The sequence below is a fragment of the Paenibacillus glycinis genome, assembly GCF_009909185.1.
In the GTDB taxonomy this organism is placed as follows: domain Bacteria; phylum Bacillota; class Bacilli; order Paenibacillales; family Paenibacillaceae; genus Paenibacillus_Z; species Paenibacillus_Z glycinis.
On record NZ_JAAAMV010000004.1, the window covers coordinates 58,320 to 79,296 of the forward strand.

The window sequence follows — 20,977 nt, forward strand, 5'->3', positions numbered from 1 at the left end:
CGCTCATGTCACGCATCATGCTGGACACGATTCGAATGAAACGCCAATCCAAATCCTACGTGGACAGCCTCCATGCCATCCTGACGGCAGCCGGACTGTTCGACGGCCCGAAGTATATGCTCGCCGGCTTGAGCGCGATGGCGTTCAAATTCACGGTACACCGCAGGCTCCTCCCCCTCTCCGTCTCGGCTTACGGACAGTGGGGCAACGAGCATGAGCCCGCCGTCGAGAATCTCGGGCTATTCACGATCTCGGATGCCGGACGCACGCGCCATCCCACGTTTCCGCATTATCAGCGCGACGCGGTGAGCTGGGCGAAGAAATCCCTCGATGCGGGGATCGGCGTCATTTACTGGATACCCGAGTTCGGGGTCATCTGCGGATACGACGACGACGACGAGGTTTTCTACGTGCAAGATGGCTGGAATGCGGACAATAGCGTCGTATTGTACGATAATTTCGGCTTGAATTTCACGTCATTCTGGTACTGCCAAGCGTTCGGGGAGCGCGTGGAGATCGAGCTCGCGGATGCGGCGTTGGAATCGCTTCGGCTCGCCGTGCGCGACTGGGAAACGCCTCATAAAACGCTGCCCGATACCGAGCTGGCTTCCGGCAAACTGGCCTTCGCCTTCTTCGCGGAGGGACTCGAACGCGGGGATTACGACGAACGCGGCGCCGCCTATATTCTGCGGGATTACGTGTATACGCGGGGCGAGATCGCGGATTACTTGCACGACGTCAAGCATGCGCTGCCGGGCTTGGAGGAAGCGGCCGCGCTCTACGCGAAGCTGCGCGGCGAGCTAGTGGCCGTCCACGATTGTTGGACGGCGGAAGCGGACGGCAAGCGCATCGATCCCGCCCGCATCGCCGCGTTATGCGGCGTCATGCGGCAGGCCGAAACGTGGGAGGAACAAGCAATGGCCGTCTTTCGCCGCATCTCGGGGCAATACCCGGATCCGACACGATCCACGATCCCACGGTGGGGCGCCCATACGCCTCGCTAACGACAGGAGGCCCGAGGACCATGGGCAACACACGGCTGACCGGATTGCGGATGACCCGCGAATCCCTTTCTTATATTGATGCGATGCATAGCATTTTGACGCATCGCGGCTGGTTCCGGCAATCCAAGGCGATGCTGGCAGGCATGACCGTGAGCGGCTTTCGGTTCACGGTAGACCGCGAGCTGAACGCGGATTCCTGGCATGCCTACAACTGGGTAGCCGAGCATTTTCTCGCGGCCGATTTCATCGGCGTTACCGCCTCCTCGAAGGCCGGCTTCAGCTTCGCCCCAACGTTTCCCTTATACCAAAAGCATGCCGTCGCCATGATCAAACAATCCATCGACGACGGGATCGGCGCGGTCTTCTGGAAGGACGATTTCGTGATCGCCGCCGGCTACGACGATGAAGAAGGCGCGCTCCTCTATGATGACGGGTCGGATCCGGACGGGGAATTGCACCGTCTCCCTTACGGCGATTTCGGACGAAACGCATCGCCTTATTGGTATTACCAGACGCTCGAAGCGCAGCTGGCGGTCGACGAGCTGGAGATCTATCGGGAATCGTTCATGCAGGCGATCTACAAATGGGAAACCCATGACCCGATGCTCCCGGAGCACGCCTACGCCTGCGGCAAACAAGCTTATGCAGCGTTTATTGCATGCATAGACGGCGGAGTATACCGTCGTCATGAGGCGGCGAGTTTGATCACCCGGTATGCAGCCGCAAAGCGGGATATTTCCGCTTACGCCGACCGGCTGGCCATGATCTGGCCGGCATGCGAGTCGATCGCCGCTTGCTACGCGCAAGTATCGAACCTGTTCGCCCGACTGTCGATCTGCTTGCCGGCGGGGGATGATCTCCGCGCCGTTCGCCTCTTGCGAGAAGCCATGGCACTGGAGGACCAAGCTATCGCCTCCATGAAGTCGCTCATGCGCGAACGCATTCAGAACCGGTTCGAGGATATCGCCCTGCGCTGACCTTCGCGATCGCGAGGCCCGTTTCGGATTGTAATTCCCCGTATCGGGTAATATAGTAGCGATGCGCCTGGTACTGTCCTCCATATCAAGCAGAAAGGCGGTGCGCACCCATGAAGAAGAAAAATCGCGACGACTACGACGAGAGATACAATGAAACCTCGAACACCGCGGCAGGCATCAATACGCCGAAGGATCACGAAGACTCCGGCCCCCTCGATATGGTCAGCGACGCGGTCGGGGAATTCGTCGATAACGTGCAGCATGCCTTCGACGGCAGCAGCAGGAGCGGGCATGGCGAAGCCGACGAGCTCGAGCGCGAGCCGGACGAGTACGATCATCGCGCGCTGTCGAATCAGCAATCGCGTTATGACCGGCACTCCTATTGATGGATCACAAAAAATCGCCCCTTCTCGGCCTATCGGCCGGGAAGGGGCGATTTTCGCATGCGCTGCTTTACAGCAGGGAGAGCGATTCCGACGCTTGGTCGATATCCGCCATCAGGTCCTGCGGGCTTTCAAGGCCGATGTACAGCCTGACGAGACTGCCGTCCTCCTGCTGCTTGCCTGCCGGATTCACGGTGACGAGGCTTTCGAACCCGCCCCAGCTGACGCCGATTTTGAAATACTTCAGCTTGTCCGCCCAAGCCTTCATCGTCTCGATCGGCACCTGCGTAATGAAGGAGAACAAGCTGCTGTAACCCGACATCTGGCTGGCGGCCAGCTCGTGCTGCGGATGGTTCGGCAGGCCGGGATGATTCACGCGATGCACGAACGGCAGCGTGCGGACATGCTCCGCGACGGTCAAGCCGCTCGTCTCGTGCCGCTGCATCCGAAGCGGCAGCGTTCGCAGTCCTTTGGATATGAGGGCCGCGGCCTGCGGCGTCATGATTGCGCCGAACAGCATGTATTCGTTGTTGCCGATACGGTCGACGAGCTCCCGCGAGCCGAGGACGACCCCGCCGACGCAGTCGCTGTGTCCGGCGATATACTTCGTGATGGAATGCACGACCAGATCGACGCCATGGGCAAGCGGGTTCTGATAGATCGGCGTCGCCCACGTATTGTCGATCATCGTGTGAATCCCGATGCTCCGCGCGTATTCCGCGCATTCGCGCAGGTTTTGCAGCTCGAAAAACATCGTCGTCGGGCTTTCCAGGTAGATCAGCTTCGTGTTCGGCTTCACGGCCTCGCGAATGTTCTCGAGGAGCCGGCCGTCGACGAACGTCGTCTCCACGCCGAAGCGGCTGAGGTATACGGACAGGAATTCCTTGGTCGGTCCATATGCTTGGTCCACGCAGACGATGTGGTCGCCCTGCGCGACGAAGGACATGATGGCCGCGGTGATCGCGCCCATGCCGGAGGCGAAGCATTTTGCCGCTTCGGCCGCTTCCAGGTCCGCCAGCTTGTTCTCGAGGTATTCCACGGTCGGGTTATTTCCCCGGGAATAAACGTGATTGTGCATCGGCTGCTTGACCGCGTCGCTGAACGCCTCGTACGTCTCGAAGGCGAACAGGCTGTTCTGGTAGACCGGCACGTGGATCGCGCCTTGATGCCGGGTATCGATCGGATCGTAAGCCGTTTTGGTAAATTGCTTCTCGATGTTGCCGCGCTTGCGGTCTGGTTGGTTGTTGTCCGTGTTGCTCATCCTTTTTCGGCTCCTTGTGTTAAACCTTCTACAATGAAACGCTGGGCGAACGCAAAGATGACGATGGTCGGAATGATGGATAGCACCGCTCCGGCCGACATGGCGCCCCAGTCGACGTCGAATTTCAGGATGAACGAGTTCATCGCGACGGGCAGCGTCTTCAAGGCATCGTTATCGATGAACATGACCGCGAGGAACAGCTCGTTCCAGTTTTGCACGAAAGCGAAGATGAACGTCGACGCGATCCCCGGCAGCATGACGGGAATGATGACCCGCAGCAGGGCCGACCAGCGCGAGCAGCCGTCGATCATCGCCGCTTCCTCCAGGCTGGACGGAATTCGCTGGAAGAAGCCGCGCAGCATGATCGTCGAGAACGGAATCAGCCCGACGGTATACATAAGCACGAGCGAGAACCGCGTGTTCAACAGGTCCATCTTGCTCATCATCAGGTACAGCGGCGCCAGCGCGATGAAGCCCGGCAGCATCTGGGTCAAGAAGAACGCCAGCATGATTTGGCTGTGGCCGCGGAATTTGAACCGCGCCAGCACGTAGGCGCTCAGCACCGAGATGACGAGCACGATCAGCGCCGCGATGATCGCCACGATCAAGCTGTTTCCGATATAGATGTGGAATTTCGAGATTTTGAAGATGTTCACGTAGTTGTCCATCGTGAACTTCTGCGGCCAATACCGGAGCGGGAAGGAGAAGATATCCTTCTGCGGCTTGAGCGACGTGATGACGATCCAATACAGCGGGAATACCATGACCAGCAGGTACAGTCCCAGAAATACGACCTTGAGCGTCTTTTGCAATCCCGTCATTAGAAGTCACCTACTTTCTCGGCCTTGGTGACGGTGAGGAAGAAGATCGTATACAACAACAGCAGCACGATCATGATGACGCCGATCGCCGAAGCCGCCCCGTAATCGCCGGCATAAATGATCTTATCGAGCATAAGCGAGGACAAAATATGCGTGCTTCCGGCAGGACCGCCGTTGGTCAAGCCGTAGATGATCGTCGGATCGTTGAAAATCCAGATCGCCCGCAGCAGCGTCGTGGCGATGATGGTCGGCAGAATATATGGAAGCGTCACGTTCCACAGCTTGCGAATGCCCGTCGCGCCGTCCATGTCGGCCGCCTCGTACAGCTCCGACGGCACGGATTGGAGCGCCGCGAGCAGCATGATGGCAAAGAAAGCGATGCCGTACCAGACATTGGCAATAATGACGGACGTCATCGCCCACTTCGGATTCGAGAGGAATCCGATCCGTTCGTGAATGATGCCGACGCGAAGCAGGAGATCGTTGATGACGCCGATTTGCGAGTTGAACATCCACTTCCAGATCATCCCGATCAGGAAGCCGGACAAGGCCCAGGAATAGAATGCGAAGCCTTGAAAAATGCCTCTGCCCCTGAACGGCTTCTTCAAGAGAAGCGCCAGCGACAGGCCGAGCACGAATTGAAAAATCAGCGAGAAGAATACCCAGTACCCGCTGTTCTTGAGCGCGACGAGAAACTTGGGATCATGGAAGGCCGCCTTGAAATTATCGAATCCGACAAACCGGACATGACGAAGGTCGAACAGCTTATAATCCTGGAACGCCATGATGATCCCTCTCAGGAAGGGATAATACGTGAATGCCAATACTAATAACAAGGCGGGGATCAGCCCCGATAGTATAAAGATCTTTTGATTTTTCATATTCGCACCGCCTTGCTTCTGGAATGTAGGAAGGGCGGCTTGAGCCGCCCTTCCCGAATCGATCGACCGACGTTACTTGCCCAACTTGGACTTCTGATCCGTCCAATACTCGTCCCATTTCTTCAGCGTATCGTCCAGGGAAGCTTGGCCGAGCAGCAGCGCTTGACCCGATTCCATTTCCACTTGGCCCCATTGGCCGGTGCCCGGATATTCGAAAGGCGGTTTGAAGTTCACGAATTTGTCCGGCGCGTTCGACATGTCGAGCAGCGTTTTGTAAGGGCCGGTTTTGAAGAATTCGTCTTCGGCTGCCGACGTATGAATCGGAATCAAGCCGTAGGCTTTCGAGAATTCGGTGTTTTCGGCCGGGCTCGACAGGAACGAGATCAGCTTCCAAGCCTCTTCTTTGTGCTCGGAGTTGGCCGCCATGCCCCAGCCTGCTCCGCCTGCCGCGAGCAGCGCTTTGCCGGTCGGTCCCGCTTGCAGCGGCGCCGTTGCCCATGTGCCTTCGGCCATTTTCTCCTGCAGCGATTGGATAACGTCCGGATCCTGCAGCAGCATGCCGGTTACGCCGGAAGTGAACGCCTGCACCTGTTCTTGGAAGCCCCAGTTGACGGAGTCAGGCGGCGAAGCGTCTTTATATAATTTGAGGTAGAGTTCCATCGAAGCCTTGGCTTCCGGCGTCGAGAAGATGGTTTTGCCGTCCTTGGTGAACATGGAATCTTCGAGATTCACGTTGTCGCCGTTGTAAGCCAGCACCATCGCGTCCGTCGTGCCGTTGGAGCCTGCGCCCCCGCGGAACGAGAAGCCGTAGCGGTTCTTGGATGGATCCGTTAGTTTCTTGGCCGTTTCGTACAGCTCGTCCCACGTTGCCGGCGGGTTCAAACCTTTCTCCTTGAACCAGTCCGCGCGGTAGAACAGCTGGCGCTCGTAGAGACCGTTCGGGACGAAGTACAGCTTGTCCCCGACGGAGCCGAGCGACTTCGAGATCGCGCTGACCGTCGAGTAATCCGACCATTTGTCGGCATAATCGTTCAGCGGCTCGATAAACCCGTTGTTCACGAATTCCGCTACGGTCAAATCGCGCACTTCGACGACATCCAGATCTTCCTTGGCGCCAAGCATCGTTCTGATTTTGTTGTCGGCTTGGTCAAACGGGGGCGAGATCAATTCCACTTTGATGTTCGGGTTTGCAGTTTCGAATTTGTCGATGGAAGCCTGAAGCAGCTCCGTCCGCTTGGGACTGGTCAAACTTTCAATCATTCGAAGCGTGACTTGTTCGTCGCCGGCGCCGTTGTCGCCGGCGGATGAGTCATTGTTGCTGCCGCAGCCCGCCAAAAGTCCGGCAGACAAAGCACCGCATAGCAGTAAAGCCGAATACTTTTTACGCCTTGTCATATTGATCTTCCCCCTATCCAGATGTATCATACAGTCATCCTGTCTGATAGGTTTGATTATATGAAAGCGTTATAGTTCTGTCAATAAAAACCTTCGCATATTAGACACTTTTCAGCTTATTTTCGATACAATCCATCATTTTATAGAATTCCTGCATGGCGATTTCCGTCTGATGGGCTTTAATTGCATCGAACATTGTAATATGAAAGGGATACGTGTCGTCGAACAGCTGCTTGTCGCCGAGCGGCTCGTTGAAAAATCGCTCGTACATGACGGAAAACGAATCCAGCACGCTCTCGAGCACCTGGTTGCCGGTCGCTTTGATGATCGCGCGGTGAAACGCCAGATCGATCCGCGACGTATCGTCGCCGGCTTCCTTCTGTCTCCGGTACTCCTCCAGGCAAGCCTCGATTTCCGCGATCTGGTTGTCGTTGATCCGCTTGGACGCCAGCCGGACGGCCTGCCCCTCGAGCGCCCTGCGCACCTCCAGCGTATCCAGGAGGAAATTGCGTTCCTGCTCGATCTTCACTTTGCCCATGAAACGGAAGGTATTCACGTCGCGGACGAAAATCCCTTTGCCGTTCTCGACTTGTATGATATCCAAGGCTTCGAGGGAACGCAGCGCCTCGCGCAGCGACGAACGGCCTACGCCGAACATATGCGTCATCTCTTCGACCGAAGGAAGCTTGTCGCCATCCGACATTTCCTTCTCTTGAATATAGTTTTGAATCTCTTGCGAGACTTGCTCGTGCACGAGAATCTTCTGAATTTTGCGCATGGTTCCTGCCCTCCTCTTCCTAGCATCCTATCTGACAGGTTTATAGTAATTTAGCGATTCTTAAAAGTCAACAAATACTGCCATAACATGTAAGGAAACTTCAACCATCCGAGGGCTGAAGTTTCCTATAGCTGCGGCATCCGTGCACGACGGCCGCCTGCCGCCTTATGGCGATGGCGTCGGGACGACCTTTACGGCCGCGCCCTTGCCGCTGACTTGAATGCCCGTTTCCTTGGCTCCGCGTCCCTTGAGATCGGCAAGCAGCCGTTCCAGCAGCGCCTTCGCCTGCTGGCCTTCCTTGCCCTGCACGCGCACCGTCAGCTCCACGGCATGGCCGGTCTCCAGGAGCTTCTCCACCTGGCGCAATTTCGTCTCGTAGTCATGCTCTTCGATATGCGGCGTCAGGCGGATCTCCTTCGTCTTCAGCGGCTGCTCCTTGCGCTTCTCGTCCCGCTTTCGCGCGTTCATGTCCTGCTTCGCGGCGCTGCGGCTGACGAGCCGGCAGGGCGGCGGACTGCTCATCAAGGATAGGCACACCAAGTCGACGTCGTGCCGCTTGGCAAGCGCGAGCGCTTCGCTGCGGGACACGATGCCGAGATCCTCCCCCTCGATGCCCGTCAGCTGCACCTCCGACGCTTTGATCTGTTCGTTCACGATCATGGGGACGTACGCTCCTCCTGCGCGAGCCGGTCGATCAGCCGAGGCAGCCAGTCGCTTAATTCCCGGAACGCGAAGCCTTCGGCCTGCGCCTTCGCCGTATCCATGTACCAAGGCGCCGGAATGCCGAACGGCGACTGATCCTCCCCGTCCGCTTCCGGCACGACGTTTGCGGACTTGCCGGTCGCCTCTTCGATCAGCCGCACGACGCCGCCCGGCGAGATCTCTCCGCGCGAACACGCATTGTACGGCCCTTCGGCCGCGGACCGGCCGAGCCAATCGAGGAACTCCGCCGCTTCGTCCGCCAAGATGAACGACATCGGAGCATCCGGAGCCGGCATGCCGATCGGCCGTCCCTGCAGCACATGCTCGACGTGAAAATGCAGCCGCCGGGTATAATCCTCCGTGCCGAGCACGATCGGGAACCGCGCCGCGGCGACCGGGAACGGGGCCTTCTGCAGCAGCACGGCCTCTACGAGCCGCTTGCCTTCGCTATAATCGATGTCCGCCGGATAAGGGCTTGGCAGCTTGTAGCCCCGCGCGTCGAACATTGCTTCCGTCTTGCCCGCGCCGCCGTAGGGATATACGCTGAGCGACGACGTTACCACGTATTTGCCGGCGCGGCCCGCGAACAGCTCCGCGGCTTCCTCCGCTTCCTGCGGCAGGTAGCAGATGTTGTCGTAGACGACGTCGTACTTCTCGTCGCCGAGCGCCTCGCGCAGCGCGGCCGCATCCTTCCGATCGGCCTGGATATGCTTCACGCGGTCTCCGAACGGATTGGGCAGCCCGCCCCTGGTCAGTATGGCGACTTCGTCTCCGGCCGCGAGCAGCCGTTCCACCAGCTTCCTGCCGAAAAACCTCGTTCCGCCGAGCACGATTATTTTACGCATGCGTTCCACGCTCCTTGTTCAATGTGCTTTACTATCTTGCCATATCCGGCTCCGCCGCGCAAAGCGCATTTCGGCCCTTCCATTTGTGTTTTGTGTTAAGATTCGCCGACGCGCCAGGGTCTTCGGACATAGGCATAGGAAAAAGGAACTGCCTCCCCGGCAGCTCCTCTGGCGATTACAACCCGCGACTTACGCCGAACCGGCTTACTTCACGTTGCCGATAAAAGCGGACAACGTTCGCGTCGTCTCGACGTCGGCCGGATTCATGGTCAGTTTCACGAACAGGCTCCGCAGCTCGGGCGAGTGCTGGGAGACGGTCTGCCTGTTCTCGGGATTGAGCAAAATTTTGCTGAAACGATTCAGCGCCACGTCGATCAGGTCGTTCCTCGACTCGTAGGTCGTCTGGTCGGCCAAGGCGGCCGCGGCCGAGACGGCCGCTACGCAGGCGTTGAAGTTGGATTCATCCTCGTCGAAATCCGTGCCCAAGCTGGACGTCGCGAGGCTGAGCTGCGTCCTGAACGCCGCGTCTATGCTTTGCTGCAGGACGTTCAAGTCGGCCGCGGTCCGATTTTGCTTGATGACGCGATTGATCAGAATAACGGCAAGGACGGCAATCACGACGGAGAAGATGACGATGATGCGCTTTGGCTTCTGCAAGACGGCTGCTCCTCTCGGTGGTCGCGGGATATCTCGAATGACCGGACTCTGACCTTCTTATCGGCCAAGCGCAGGTACTTCATTAATGCGGCGAACCTCGGTCTCCGGATCCGGAATGCCCCGGTCAATCATAATCCAGTTCCTTCACGAAATACAGCACCAGCTCGTCGTCGACCCGCACCATGTCTCCCGGCTTCACCTCATTGTCTTGATACATCACGCCGTGCCCGTCCGGAATGTAGCCTCTCCGGCAATAGATGCGCTGGGCGGCGCCGTAATCCTTGTACAGCCCCACGCCGATCCCGATATGGTTATGATGCCGGTTGACGATCGTCTCGAATTCCTCCATGAGCCGGTTGGCGACGCCGTGCTTTCGAAACGCGGGAAATACAAGCAGGTCGTTGATCTCCGGAATGTGCCTGTTCCTGAAATGCGGATAACCGGACTCGTACTTCAAATGCGCGCAGCCCGCGACTTGCCCGTCGGCGAAAGCCAGCAGCGTCATGCGGAGTCCGGATATATTCTCAAGCAAACACCGATCGTAATATTCGTCCTCCCGCAAGATATGCCGGGCTTCGAACGAAGCCTTCCATATCGCCTTGAGCGCTTCGCTTTCCACTTGCTTGAGTTGAATGTCCATGCGTCCTCCCTTGCTTGCGGGTTAGAGCTGCCCGTTAATCCGCCATCGATTCGGGCGGCTCCGGGTGCTTCGGGATCCTGCCAAAATAATTCGACCTGCGCCGGATTCAGCGACTTGGCTTCCTCCTGCGATATGCCTTCCCAGACGCCAAGGCTCGCTTTCATGAGCGCCTCGTCTTCGATCAACGGGATATCCCGGTCGCCTCGAATAAACTCCCCTTCCGCATATTTATACCCTTTTTTGGAATAATATCGCCTAACAACATGGCAGAATCAGGATGGAGCGTGTATTCATTGTCTATCGCGGCCGAGCTGCAGCGTCATTTCGTGCACGACAACGATTTCATACTGCGCCAAATCCACCTCGGAAATGAAGTCATCGCGGTGATGGGATTGAAAACGCTGATCGACTTCCCTCAGACGATCTCCATGATCCGGGATCTGATCCAGGTCGACGATCTGGCCGACCACGACATGCGGGACGTCGTCGTCGGACTGGGAGATGACTGCTCGTCCCACGTCTTCGAAAAGCTCGTCACCGAGATTCAGCTCGGCATGCTGCTCGTCGTTCATGAGAACTCCGAAACCTGCGTCAGCCTGATTCCGGTGCCGCAGACGCTCAGCCGTTCGATCTCGGCGCCTCTGACCGAAAACAGCATTTCGGGTTCGAACAGCGCTTTCAACGAGAGCATGGAAACGAACGTCGGCCTGCTTCGAAAATATACGAACGCGGACGACCTCCAGCTCAAGACCTATATGTTCGGGAGCACCGTCAAAAACCGCGTGACCGTGTCCTACCTGAAGGGCGCCATAGATCCCGCGTTCCTGCAAACGTTAATCGAGGCCATCGAATCGAGGCTGCATCTGGAAGTGAACAACCTGCAGGATTTCACGAAAGTGCTAGGCCTGTCTTCCTTTAATTTGATTACCCATTACCATACGACCGAGATGCCGCAATCCGCCATGCGAGCCCTGAGGAACGGCAGGGCCGTGCTCTTCATCGAACGGGTCCCGTTCGCGCTCGTGCTGCCGAGCCTTTTCGCGGATTTGTACATGTCCGAGGACGATAATAATCTGACGCCCATCTACACCGTCCTGCTGCGCCTGCTGCGCCTGTTCGGCATCCTCACCACGCTCATCGCCCCGGGTTTGTATGTCGCGCTCGTATCCGTCAATCCGGACGTGCTTAGGTTCGAGCTTGCGCACTCGATTGCCAAAAGCCGATTGGACGTGCCCTATCCGGCAATCGTGGAAACGCTGCTGTTATTAATCGTTCTGGAGCTGCTGATGGAGGCCATTATCCGGCTGCCATCCAGCATCGGACCGACCGTCACGATGGTCGGGGGCATCGTGCTGGGGCAGGCAGCCGTATCCGCGAAGCTCGTCAGCAACCTGCTCATTATCGTATTGGCCGTCATCACCATCTCGAGCGCAACGGTCGTCGGCATCCAGAATTCGCAATCGCTTCGGGTGTTCAAGTATCTGCTTTTGTTTCTTGCCGCCGCTTTCGGCGTACTGGGCCTCATGTCGGGACTCGTGGTTCTCTGCTCGTATCATGCCGGGTTTAAAACGTTCAACCTGCCCTATCTGCAATCAACAAAGCCCAAAGGTGACTGAGATGCTCAAAAATTTACAAGTTCCCATTGTTTTCATTATAACGCATATGGGATTGATTTTCTTCCTGTATCCGACCGACCTCATCGCAAGCTCCAAGGAGACCCAGTGGGTGCCGATCTTCACGGGATTTCTGTTTCAACTTGCGATCATGGCCGTGTACTTGAAAGGCATCCGCTTATTCGGCAATGAGAATATCATCCACGTGCTGATGAAGAAGAGCAGGTGGCTGGCTTGGGCAACGCTGCTGCCGGTCCTGCTGCACCTGGGGATCATCGCCGTCCTGACGGTCAGGATTTACGCGGAGATCATCTCGATTATTTTCCTATCGAATACGCCGCTTTGGATTCTCATGTGCCTGCTGATCACGATTCCGACTTACATTGTCATGCATGGGGGCGTGCGGGGGTTGATGAGAACCGGCTTGCTGCTAAGCCTCTTATTTCTCATTTCCATCTTGTTCGTGCTCGCGTACGCCTTCCAGAACATCGATCCGCGCTACGCGCTGCCGCTGCTTCCCGACGATCCGAAGGACTTCTCGTTTTTTGTCCATCCTTCCTATTACAAATGCTTGTTCGCGTTCTCGGGCTGCTTCCTCTTCCTGGGGTTCGTGCCGCCCTACGTCGCCTATAAACCGAAAACCGTCTTTATCGCCAGCCTGCTGCTCCTGCCATTATTCCTGATGGCCGTCTATATCCCGATTCTGACGCTAGGTGAAGAAACCGCGAGACAGCTGGAATTCCCGTTTATTTTCACGATAGATACGATCGAGATCGATTGGCTGATGTTCGACCGGGTCACCATGTTCCTCGTGCTTAGCCTGCTGGCCTTCATCATGCTCTTCATCTCTCTGGTATTCTGGTTGCTGACCAACATCTTCCGGCACAGCATCAAGGACCTAAAGCCGAAAATCCTGGTTCCGCTCGTCTCCGTCCTGACATTCGGCGTATGCCTGTTTATCCCCGACTTGGAAACAACCGAGGAATTCCTCCAATGGGAAACCATCCTTCTAGGGTACGTATCGATCGTCACGCCGCTTGTCGTTCTCTTTGCGGGGCGCCACCATTTCAAGCAAATGAAAAGGGAAATAAAATGAAGATGATGCTAATGCGGATGGTTGCGGTCGTCTTGCTCTTCTTGCTCAGCGGCTGTTGGGACAACAAAGACATCAATCACCGTTCTTTGCCGATCGCCATGGGCGTTTCGTACAATCAGGGAAGCTACACGATCTATTTGGATATTCCGAGCGTGACCGAGGACGAGGAGAAAATCCAGATCATCTCCGATCACGGAGACTCCATCAACGAAGTCATCGACCACATCAGCATGAACATGGAGAGCCAGGTCGACTTGCTCCACTTGAAAGTGATCCTTGTCGATAAGGCATTCGCGAAGCATGGCTTATCCGAAGGCATCGCGAGTATCATTCGTTCGAGGTATATCGCGCCTAAAACGATGTTCGTCATTTGCGACGAGCCGCTCGACCATTTCTTCCAGCATATCGATGCCAGCTCGACGGACGACGGCACGGCCATCTACGACTATTTCCAGAAAAACGCCGGGTGGAGCCCGGACATCGCCTACACGCCGACCTGGCGGATCTTCAGAAGCATCCATTCCTACACCAACGATGTCGTCATTCCCATGATCAAATCCGGCGATTCGACGGTGATCAAGAGCACGGGCTCGGCCATCATGAAGAACGGCAAAATGGTGGGAAAACTGACCAACGAGGAAACCTTGCTCTACAATGTATTCAACGGCGTGAACACCCAGGGGAAAATCGAAGTGATGGGCCATGCCACCGTCCAGATCGTCAGCAGCCGCATCGGAAACCGAAGCAGCCTCGAGCAAGACCAGCCCCGTCTGAGAAGCACGGTCCATCTCAAAATCACCGTGATGGACACCCGGGGGAACCCTTCGATGGTGCTGATCAAGAAGGAGCTGCAGGAACTCGTAACGCGGGAATTCATGCTATTGTTCCAGAAGGTGCAGAAAGCGGGTGCCGATGTCTTCGGGCTCGGCCAGCATTTCCGCGATGATCTGACCCGTCCGCAGCTGGCTCGCTGGCGAACCGATTATTTGCCGAATATGAAGGTGGACCTCCATGTGAAAACCATCGTGCGGAACACCGGGAATTTGAAGGCGCGGAAATAAAGAAAGGCGTCGGTATGCGACCGGATATTGCGGCGGGCATGCGGCTCCGGAAAGTGCGGCGAGCATGCGGCTGCCGGCTGGTTGCTCAGGCGGGCGTCCGGTCCGAATCGGCATCGGGGGCCGCGCCGCCGCGGAATAGGTCCATGACGGCCTGCGACAACCCTTCGCCGTCGAAGGCCAGTTGGAAGCTGCTCGCCTGCCCGCCGCTCGCGACGGTGACTTTCGCCGTATTCTCGCGCACCCATTCGACTTGAATGTCCGCCGCTTTAATCGGGCTGCCCGGCGCATCGAACGCGGCGAAGGCCCCGTCCGCCGTTCGGATAAAGCAGCGGCTCTCGACTTGGTAGGCTCTGATGACGACGGAGCCTTCCGCCTCTTCCTGCTCGAGCAGGAGCTGGTACCGATGGGTGGGGGAACTGAAATAATAACGGTCGCCCGGGGACTGCATCGCGGCGCCGAAGACGGGCGACTGATACTCCGCTATCAGGATCGCCGCGCCGATCGCCAGCAGCATCGCGTGATAGCGCCCTTTCGCCGCGTACTTATGAAGAATCAGGACGCCGACCAGGATGCAATCCAAGGTCAGCACGTACTCGACCCAATCCAGAAACGACTCGTTCAGGAGCGCATATCCCCAGCGTTCTTCGATCCATCGAACGGCCATTCTGGATACGATTCCGACTGCCCCGATCAAACACAAGATCTGAATCAGCATTTTCTTCATAGGGACCTCCGAGGGATGGGATGAGGTGGTGTCGATTATCCCCACTTCTCTATCCATTTTAGCATAATATGGAATAAGAAATATCCACAATTCGGTAACCTTTTGCCGAATAAGATCGTTAATAAGAAGAGAATAGCCGTTAGGCAATTGGCGCATCCTGAACGTGACATCCAAAACCTGGCATTGGGGCTGATGATCATTTCATACGTTATCGCTTTCGCCGTATCGTTCTTTATCGTCTATCTGTTGATTCCGCCGCTCGGGAGGCTGGCGTTCCGGCTTGATTTCGTGGACAAGCCCCGGGAGAACGTCGAGCGCAAAATCCACCGCAAACCGATCCCGCTGACGGCCAGCTACGCCATCTTCGCGGGTTTTATCGTGACGTACCTGTTCTATCTGAAGGGGTTCACGCTCCAGACGGGGGCCATCGTCCTGGGCTCCGTCCTGCTGATCGCCATCGGCACGGTCGACGATTGGTACAAGACGCACGGGAAGGATTTCCCGACCCTGCCGAAGTTTCTGGTCCAGATCTCCGCGGCGGTCGTGGTCTACGCGTCCGGCATTACGTTCAGCGGGTTCTACAATCCCATCAGCGGGGCGTTCGTGAATCTGCCGGAAGTGCTGCAGTTCCTGCTGACGATCCTGTGGATCTTCGGCGTGACGACGGTCATTAATTTCTCCGACGGCATGGACGGGCTGGCCGGGGGACTCTCGGCGATATCCGCCGGCACGCTGTTCGTGGTCGCCCTGGCGATGGGGCAGTCGGACTCCGCCATGATGGCGATCATTCTGGTCGGCGTCACGATCGCGTACCTGCGCTACAACAAGCCGCCGGCGCAGGTGTTCATGGGAGATGCGGGCGCGACCTTCCTCGGGTTCATCCTCGCGGTCATCGCGCTCGACGGCGCCTTCAAGCAGGCGACGGTGCTCTCGATCCTGATTCCGATCCTGGCGCTCGGCGTGCCGATCTTCGATAATATCTTCGTGGTGATCAAACGCTTCCTCGGCGGCAAACCGATCTATCAAGCCGATGCCAGCCAAGCGCATTACCGCCTGCTCCGGGCGGGCTTAAGCCCGAAGCAAGCCGTGATGTTCCTGTACCTGATCAGCGGCTGCCTAAGCCTGTCCTCGATTATCCTGCTCATGCTGCAGGTCTAGCTTCGCATCTCAAAGACATGCCAAAGAGGCTGACCGGCCCGATCATCCTACGATGACGGCGGTCAGCCTCTTCTCGTGCGCGTGCGGCGGGGCTGAGCGCGGCGAACACGAATTCCCGACTACGCAAAGAAGCACGCTCCTTCGCCGGGAATGTGCTTCTTTGCGAGGTCAGGCATTCGCGAGAACCGTCCACGCGACTGCCGCCGCCAACGCGGCGCAAGCCCAGAAGAGGTGATAGCCGATCCGAAAAGAGCGGCTTTGGAACGCCTGCTTCCGAATCATGATCTCGTTCGCGACGAAGACGCCGATGCCGATCATCGCATAGCCGCCATAGATCGCCACGATCGTCGCGGCCGGCTCGCCCGTATCGTTGAAGGCGAACGCGACGGGCAATAACAGCAGGAACCCGAGTGCCTCAAGAATGGACACTACTCGAATGACGTAAGGCAGAATCTTCATGATGCACCTCCCGGGCGGTCAATCCTCTTGACGGTCAATCTACCTTTATTACCCCGCTGCCCGCGATGTAATCGGCTTGATCGGCGTAATCCCGCTCCGCATAGTGAAAGGACAGCCAAGCATAGTTGGATAGCCCCAACAATTCGGCAAACGAGTAAGCCGGTTCCAGCTCCGACACTTCCTCGAAGTCCGCGGGCGCGAGCAGACGAGCGATCTCGGCTTCCTTGATCGCCTGCTCCCGTTCCAGCTTGCGGTTAAGCACCTCCAGCAGAGCGGGCAAGTTCGTTTCGCCGTCCCGGTTGACGATATCTTCTTCGTTCCAATCGCACTCGTAGGAAGAAACGAGCGTGTCGCGCTCATATAACGCAAACGACCAGCCATGGTCTTCGGCAAAAACATAGTGCAGCAGAACGCCGGCATTGTGCCGGATCAGGTCGGCGTTCGGCGTATAAATCGGATGGTCCGGCAGCATCGTCACCCAATCGTTGGCCGCGGGAAATACCAATCCCCCTTGTCCGGCCCGTTTCAGCAGGTCGATGCCTTCCTGTTCGCTGCGCCCGATCAGATGATAGCTTTCGCTGAATTCGCTCATGGCGATCCCCCCGTATGATCGAAAATGGACAACCCTACTCTGCTTGAACCGTCGCAGCCCCGCGGCCGGCATGCTTTCTTGAAACCCGCGGCATGAACTGTCGACGACCTATTTTAGCATAACTTGGGAAATTGCGATGGGTAGATTTCGTTAAGGCATTATCGTTGTTGTCTTCTCGCCGGCAAGCGCAAAAAAGCCCGGCTCGCGGACTCTCGTCCACGCGCCGGGCTCCGCCGACCAAGTTACTCCTTCACGCTGCCCAGCACGATTCCTTTCATGAAAAACCGCTGCAGGAACGGGTACACGAGCAGGATCGGCAGCGCGCCGAGGAAGATTTGCGCCGCCTTGGCCGTGCGGTCGTTGACTTCTGCGAGCGACTTCATGTCCGACGAGGACATCAGCGTCAGGTCGCGGTTGATGACGACGGTCTGCAGGTAGCTCTGCAGCGGGTAATGGTCCGGCGAGTTCATGTAGATGATGCCGTCGAACCAGGAGTTCCAGTGGCCGACCGTCGCGAACAGCGTGATCGTCGCAAGCGCCGGGAGCGACAGCGGGAGGTAGATGCGCCACAGCGTCGTCCAGTGGCCGGCCCCGTCCATGAACGCCGCCTCTTCCAGCTCCTTCGGCAGGCCGCGGAAGAAGTTGAGCAGCAGGATGACGTTGAAGACCGGCACGGCGCCCGGCAGGATCATCGCCCACAGACTGTCCATGATGCCCGTGTATTTGACCGTCATGTAGAGCGGGATGAGCCCGCCGCCGAACAGGATCGTCACGACGAACACCCAGGCGTAGAACGTGCGCATGGGAAATTTCTTGGTTTCCTTCGCGAGCGGATAGGCGACGAGCACCGTCAGCAGCATGTTGACCGGCACGCCGACGCCGACCCGTTTCAGCGTCACGACGATCGATTTCCAGAACGCCGCTTTATGCGTGACGAAATCATAGGAGCTCAGCGTAAACTGCACCGGCCAAAGCTTGACGTATCCCGCTTGGGCGGCGTTGCTCGAGCTGAACGACAAGGCCAGCACGTGAATGATCGGCAGGATGCACAGGATCCCCAGGAAAGCCAGGAACACGTAATTGAACGACAGAAACAACCGGCGGCTGAACGTATAATGCTCCAGCATGCATACCCGCTCCTTTCGCTAGAAAATCCGGTATTTGGCGAACCGGTAGGCCAGATAATACGACGCGGAGATGAAGATCAGCGAGACGACCGATTTGAACACCCCGACCGCCGTCGCGACGCCGAACTGCGAATCGACGAGGCCGATCCGGTAGACGAACGTGTCGATGATGTCCCCCGATTCGTACACCTGCGGGCTATATAAATTAAACACCTGGTCGAACCCGGCGTTTAACACGTTTCCAAGGCTTAAGGTCGTCAGCAGGACGATGATCGGCATCATGCCAGGCAAAGTCACGTGCTGCGTCTGCTTCCAGCGTCCGGCGCCGTCCACGATCGCCGCTTCGTAGAGCGACGGGTTGATGCTGGTCAAAGCGGCCAGATACACGATCGTATTGAAGCCGAATTCCTTCCACGTATCCGTGGCCACGAGCACGTACCGGAACCAGCCGTTGTCCCCGAGAAAATAAATCGGCTGAATGCCGAACCAGCCCAGCACCTGATTGACGATGCCGTCCGTCGGCGACAGGATATCGATCAGAATGCCGCCGAGAATGATCCACGACAAAAAGTGGGGCAAGTAAATGACGGTCTGAATGCCGCGCTTGAACACTTCCTTGCGCACTTCGTTCAGCAGCAGCGCGGTCACGATCGGGGCCACGAGCCCGACGACGATTTTCATGAGCGCGATCAGCACGGTATTGATGATGATCCGGCTGGATTCCGGCATTTCCAGGACATAGCGGAAATTATCGAGGCCCGCCCATTTGGAATGGAAGATGCCCCTGGCCGGCACGAATTTCTCGAAAGCGATGACGAGCCCCAGCATCGGGCCGTAGCAGTAAACGACGACGAGGACGAGTCCCGGCAAAATCATCAGGTGCAGCGGGAGCCGCTCGCTCTTTTTTTTCCATGACATGGCGTTGTTCCTCCCTGCTCCGCTTCATTCGACAGGCAACGGCAGGCAGGAGGAATCGCGTTCCCCCCGCGTGCTGCCCGTTTACGCCTCTTATTTGTTTTTCGCCCAGTCGTTGACTTCCTGCGTGATCTGGTCGCCGCCGAGCTTCTTCCACTCGGTCACGAATTTATCGAAGTTGTCGAGCGAGTCGCCCATGATGATCTTCGTGAACGTCTCGATCTCGCGCTTCTGCAGGTTGGAATCCTTCTCGACCATCGCCGGCGTCGGCGCGCCGAAGAACTCCGGCATCTTGAGCTGGCTGTTGCTGACGTAGCCGTCGATGACCTTGAACGAGCCTTCCTTCGCGAAGATCCGTTCGTACGCCCAGCCCAGCGGGTCTTTGCTCGTGCCGTCGAGGAATGCGGCGATCTTGCCGTAGTTGTCCTTCTCTTCCGGGTTGAGCTTCGACGTGTCCTTGCTGTCCATGGCGGCCGTCACGTGGAGGTAGATGTCCAGGTTTTTGCGGGACGGCCATGCTTGGAACGGCATCATCTTGAATTTCTCGAAGCCGTCGCCCGTAAAGTAAGCCGCGTAATTCTCCGGCGTCGTCGTCTCGCCCCAGCCGGTCTCGACGAACAGGTTGATCGCCTTGAGCACCGCTTCCGGATGCGCGGCGCCTTTCTTCACGGCAAAATACTGCCCGGTCGCGAAGCCGACCTGCGGCGTCACCGGCTGATCGTCGTTCGAGACGAGCGGGAACGACTGCCACTGCGCGTTCGCGTTGTTCTTCTTGTTGTCCACGAGCGGGAAGAGCGGGTTCCACATCTGGCCGAATTCCATGCCGATGCGGTCGGAGGACGTCAGTTCGGCTTCCTTGCCGCCGTCCTTGACGCCGAATTCCTTGTCGATCTGGCCTTTCTTATACAACTCCTGCAAGGTGCCGAGCGCCGTCTTCATCTCGGGCTGAATGCTGCCGTATACGATATTGCCGCTCGCGTCCTTGATCCACTGCTTCGGATAGGCGTGGAAGCCGTTCAGAATGCCGGTAATATCGGCGAAGCCGCCGTAGAGGTCCTTGTTCATCGCGATGCCGTACGTATCGTTCTTGCCGTTGCCGTCCGGATCCTGCGTCGTGAACGCGTCCGAGATCTTCAGCACGTCGGCCATCGTCTTCGGCGGCTCGAGCCCCAGCTTGGTCAGCCAGTCGGTCCGAATCCAGATCATGCCCGCGCCGTCCATGGAGGAGCCGGTGTTCGGGATCGCCATCAGCTTGCCGCCGAAGGTCGCCGACGCCAGCGAGGACGGGCCGTCCTGGTTCAATATTTCCTTCAGGAAAGGCGAGGCGTACTTGTCGTAGACCGCCGTCAGGTCCTCCAGCTCGCCCGCGTCCTGCAGCTGCTGCAGCTGCTTCGCGTTGACCGGGATGACTTCCGGCAGGTCGCCGGAGGCGATGGAGACGTTCATCTTCTGCTCGCCTTGGCCGCCCGGCTGGTCGCCGCTGACGACCCAGTCGTACTTCATCTTGATGCCGAGTTTATCCTCGAGCGCCTTGGTCCACATGTTATTGTCGATCGTCTGGCCTTCCATGAACTTATAGGTGTCGTTGATGATCCGCACGCTGGTCAGCGTGATCGGCGGGTCGTATTTGCCGAGGAACGGATCGGCTTCGGCCGGCGCGTTCGCGCCCGTATTCGTCGCGTCGGTCGTATCGGTCGTGTTCGTCGCGTTCGTCGTATTCGTCTCGTTCGTGGCATTGGAAGTATTGTTGCCCTTGGTGTCGGAAGCATTGTCCGTACCGTTGTCGTTCGAGCCGCAGGCGGTCGCCAAAATCAGCAGAGATGCCATGGCCGTCGCCGCCGTCCACTTTACAGTCTTTCGCATGCTTGAATCCTCCCCTTTGATCGCA

23 protein-coding genes are annotated in these 20,977 nt (G+C 57.6%); 7 read left to right on the plus strand and 16 right to left on the minus strand.

Annotated elements, in window-relative coordinates:
• The first annotated feature begins 5 nt into the window (after positions 1-5).
• From GT019_RS09270 to GT019_RS09280, 3 genes are all read left to right on the plus strand, one after another.
• Positions 6-1,004, plus strand: a complete 999-nt coding sequence (locus tag GT019_RS09270) for a BtrH N-terminal domain-containing protein (RefSeq protein WP_161742867.1) — start codon at positions 6-8, stop codon at positions 1,002-1,004.
• Between the two features lie 20 nt (positions 1,005-1,024).
• Complete coding sequence (locus GT019_RS09275) at positions 1,025-1,981, plus strand: hypothetical protein (protein WP_161742868.1); 957 nt, start codon at positions 1,025-1,027, stop codon at positions 1,979-1,981.
• A gap of 110 nt (positions 1,982-2,091) precedes the next feature.
• Positions 2,092-2,367 (plus strand): hypothetical protein, encoded by a 276-nt coding sequence (locus tag GT019_RS09280; RefSeq protein ID WP_161742869.1) that lies wholly within the window; start codon positions 2,092-2,094, stop codon positions 2,365-2,367.
• Between the two features lie 67 nt (positions 2,368-2,434).
• Here the strand turns inward: GT019_RS09280 and GT019_RS09285 are convergent, their stop codons facing one another.
• From GT019_RS09285 to GT019_RS32650, 10 genes are all read right to left on the minus strand, one after another.
• Positions 2,435-3,625 carry a trans-sulfuration enzyme family protein gene (locus tag GT019_RS09285; RefSeq protein ID WP_161742870.1) on the minus strand — a complete coding sequence of 397 codons (1,191 nt, stop codon included), beginning with the start codon at positions 3,623-3,625 and terminating at the stop codon, positions 2,435-2,437.
• Entirely contained in the window at positions 3,622-4,446 is an 825-nt protein-coding gene (locus tag GT019_RS09290; RefSeq protein ID WP_161742871.1) for a carbohydrate ABC transporter permease, read from the minus strand. Before GT019_RS09290 ends, GT019_RS09285 begins: the two co-directional genes overlap by 4 nt.
• Positions 4,446-5,327, minus strand: coding sequence for a carbohydrate ABC transporter permease (locus tag GT019_RS09295; protein WP_161742872.1), 882 nt, complete (start codon positions 5,325-5,327; stop codon positions 4,446-4,448). The genes GT019_RS09290 and GT019_RS09295 overlap by 1 nt, the downstream gene beginning before the upstream one ends.
• A 72-nt stretch (positions 5,328-5,399) precedes the next feature.
• Complete coding sequence (locus GT019_RS09300) at positions 5,400-6,722, minus strand: ABC transporter substrate-binding protein (RefSeq protein WP_161742873.1); 1,323 nt, start codon at positions 6,720-6,722, stop codon at positions 5,400-5,402.
• A gap of 100 nt (positions 6,723-6,822) precedes the next feature.
• On the minus strand, positions 6,823-7,500 hold the full coding sequence (locus tag GT019_RS09305) for a FadR/GntR family transcriptional regulator (RefSeq protein ID WP_161742874.1): 678 nt from the start codon (positions 7,498-7,500) through the stop codon (positions 6,823-6,825).
• A 165-nt stretch (positions 7,501-7,665) separates the two neighbouring features.
• On the minus strand, positions 7,666-8,160 hold the full coding sequence (gene infC, locus GT019_RS09310) for a translation initiation factor IF-3 (RefSeq protein WP_161742875.1): 495 nt from the start codon (positions 8,158-8,160) through the stop codon (positions 7,666-7,668).
• Positions 8,157-9,047 (minus strand): NAD-dependent epimerase/dehydratase family protein, encoded by an 891-nt coding sequence (locus GT019_RS09315; RefSeq protein ID WP_161742876.1) that lies wholly within the window; start codon positions 9,045-9,047, stop codon positions 8,157-8,159. Before GT019_RS09315 ends, infC begins: the two co-directional genes overlap by 4 nt.
• Positions 9,048-9,251: 204 nt before the next feature.
• Positions 9,252-9,704, minus strand: a complete 453-nt coding sequence (locus GT019_RS09320; RefSeq protein ID WP_161742877.1) for a hypothetical protein — start codon at positions 9,702-9,704, stop codon at positions 9,252-9,254.
• Between the two features lie 124 nt (positions 9,705-9,828).
• Complete coding sequence (locus GT019_RS09325) at positions 9,829-10,323, minus strand: GNAT family N-acetyltransferase (protein WP_407945072.1); 495 nt, start codon at positions 10,321-10,323, stop codon at positions 9,829-9,831.
• Positions 10,206-10,553 (minus strand): histidine phosphatase family protein, encoded by a 348-nt coding sequence (locus tag GT019_RS32650; RefSeq protein WP_407945073.1) that lies wholly within the window; start codon positions 10,551-10,553, stop codon positions 10,206-10,208. The genes GT019_RS09325 and GT019_RS32650 overlap by 118 nt, the downstream gene beginning before the upstream one ends.
• A 75-nt stretch (positions 10,554-10,628) precedes the next feature.
• Here GT019_RS32650 and GT019_RS09335 point away from each other — a divergent pair, with 75 nt between their 5' ends.
• The 3 genes from GT019_RS09335 to GT019_RS09345 are packed head-to-tail and all read left to right on the plus strand — an operon-like array spanning position 10,629 to position 14,114.
• On the plus strand, positions 10,629-11,960 hold the full coding sequence (locus GT019_RS09335; RefSeq protein ID WP_161742880.1) for a spore germination protein: 1,332 nt from the start codon (positions 10,629-10,631) through the stop codon (positions 11,958-11,960).
• A gap of 1 nt (position 11,961) precedes the next feature.
• Positions 11,962-13,053: a GerAB/ArcD/ProY family transporter gene (locus GT019_RS09340; RefSeq protein ID WP_161742881.1), complete on the plus strand. Its 1,092-nt coding sequence runs from the start codon at positions 11,962-11,964 to the stop codon at positions 13,051-13,053.
• The gene (locus GT019_RS09345; RefSeq protein ID WP_235947471.1) at positions 13,050-14,114 is read left to right on the plus strand and encodes a Ger(x)C family spore germination protein; all 1,065 of its coding nucleotides are present in this window, start codon (positions 13,050-13,052) and stop codon (positions 14,112-14,114) included. Before GT019_RS09340 ends, GT019_RS09345 begins: the two co-directional genes overlap by 4 nt.
• A gap of 85 nt (positions 14,115-14,199) precedes the next feature.
• On the opposite strand, the gene GT019_RS09350 is transcribed toward GT019_RS09345, so the two are convergent.
• The gene (locus GT019_RS09350; protein ID WP_161742882.1) at positions 14,200-14,838 is read right to left on the minus strand and encodes a hypothetical protein; all 639 of its coding nucleotides are present in this window, start codon (positions 14,836-14,838) and stop codon (positions 14,200-14,202) included.
• Between the two features lie 192 nt (positions 14,839-15,030).
• Here GT019_RS09350 and GT019_RS09355 point away from each other — a divergent pair, with 192 nt between their 5' ends.
• Positions 15,031-15,996 (plus strand): MraY family glycosyltransferase, encoded by a 966-nt coding sequence (locus tag GT019_RS09355; RefSeq protein ID WP_201755314.1) that lies wholly within the window; start codon positions 15,031-15,033, stop codon positions 15,994-15,996.
• A gap of 168 nt (positions 15,997-16,164) precedes the next feature.
• Here GT019_RS09355 and GT019_RS09360 read toward each other — a convergent pair whose 3' ends face one another.
• The 5 genes from GT019_RS09360 to GT019_RS09380 form a co-directional block, all read right to left on the minus strand.
• Positions 16,165-16,455, minus strand: coding sequence for a hypothetical protein (locus GT019_RS09360; RefSeq protein WP_161742883.1), 291 nt, complete (start codon positions 16,453-16,455; stop codon positions 16,165-16,167).
• A gap of 34 nt (positions 16,456-16,489) precedes the next feature.
• Positions 16,490-17,047, minus strand: coding sequence for a hypothetical protein (locus tag GT019_RS09365; protein WP_161742884.1), 558 nt, complete (start codon positions 17,045-17,047; stop codon positions 16,490-16,492).
• A gap of 242 nt (positions 17,048-17,289) precedes the next feature.
• Positions 17,290-18,174 (minus strand): carbohydrate ABC transporter permease, encoded by an 885-nt coding sequence (locus GT019_RS09370; protein WP_161742885.1) that lies wholly within the window; start codon positions 18,172-18,174, stop codon positions 17,290-17,292.
• Positions 18,175-18,192: 18 nt separating this feature from the next.
• The gene (locus tag GT019_RS09375) at positions 18,193-19,092 is read right to left on the minus strand and encodes an ABC transporter permease (RefSeq protein ID WP_161742886.1); all 900 of its coding nucleotides are present in this window, start codon (positions 19,090-19,092) and stop codon (positions 18,193-18,195) included.
• A 90-nt stretch (positions 19,093-19,182) separates the two neighbouring features.
• Complete coding sequence (locus GT019_RS09380) at positions 19,183-20,952, minus strand: extracellular solute-binding protein (protein ID WP_161742887.1); 1,770 nt, start codon at positions 20,950-20,952, stop codon at positions 19,183-19,185.
• Between the last annotated feature and the right edge of the window lie 25 nt (positions 20,953-20,977).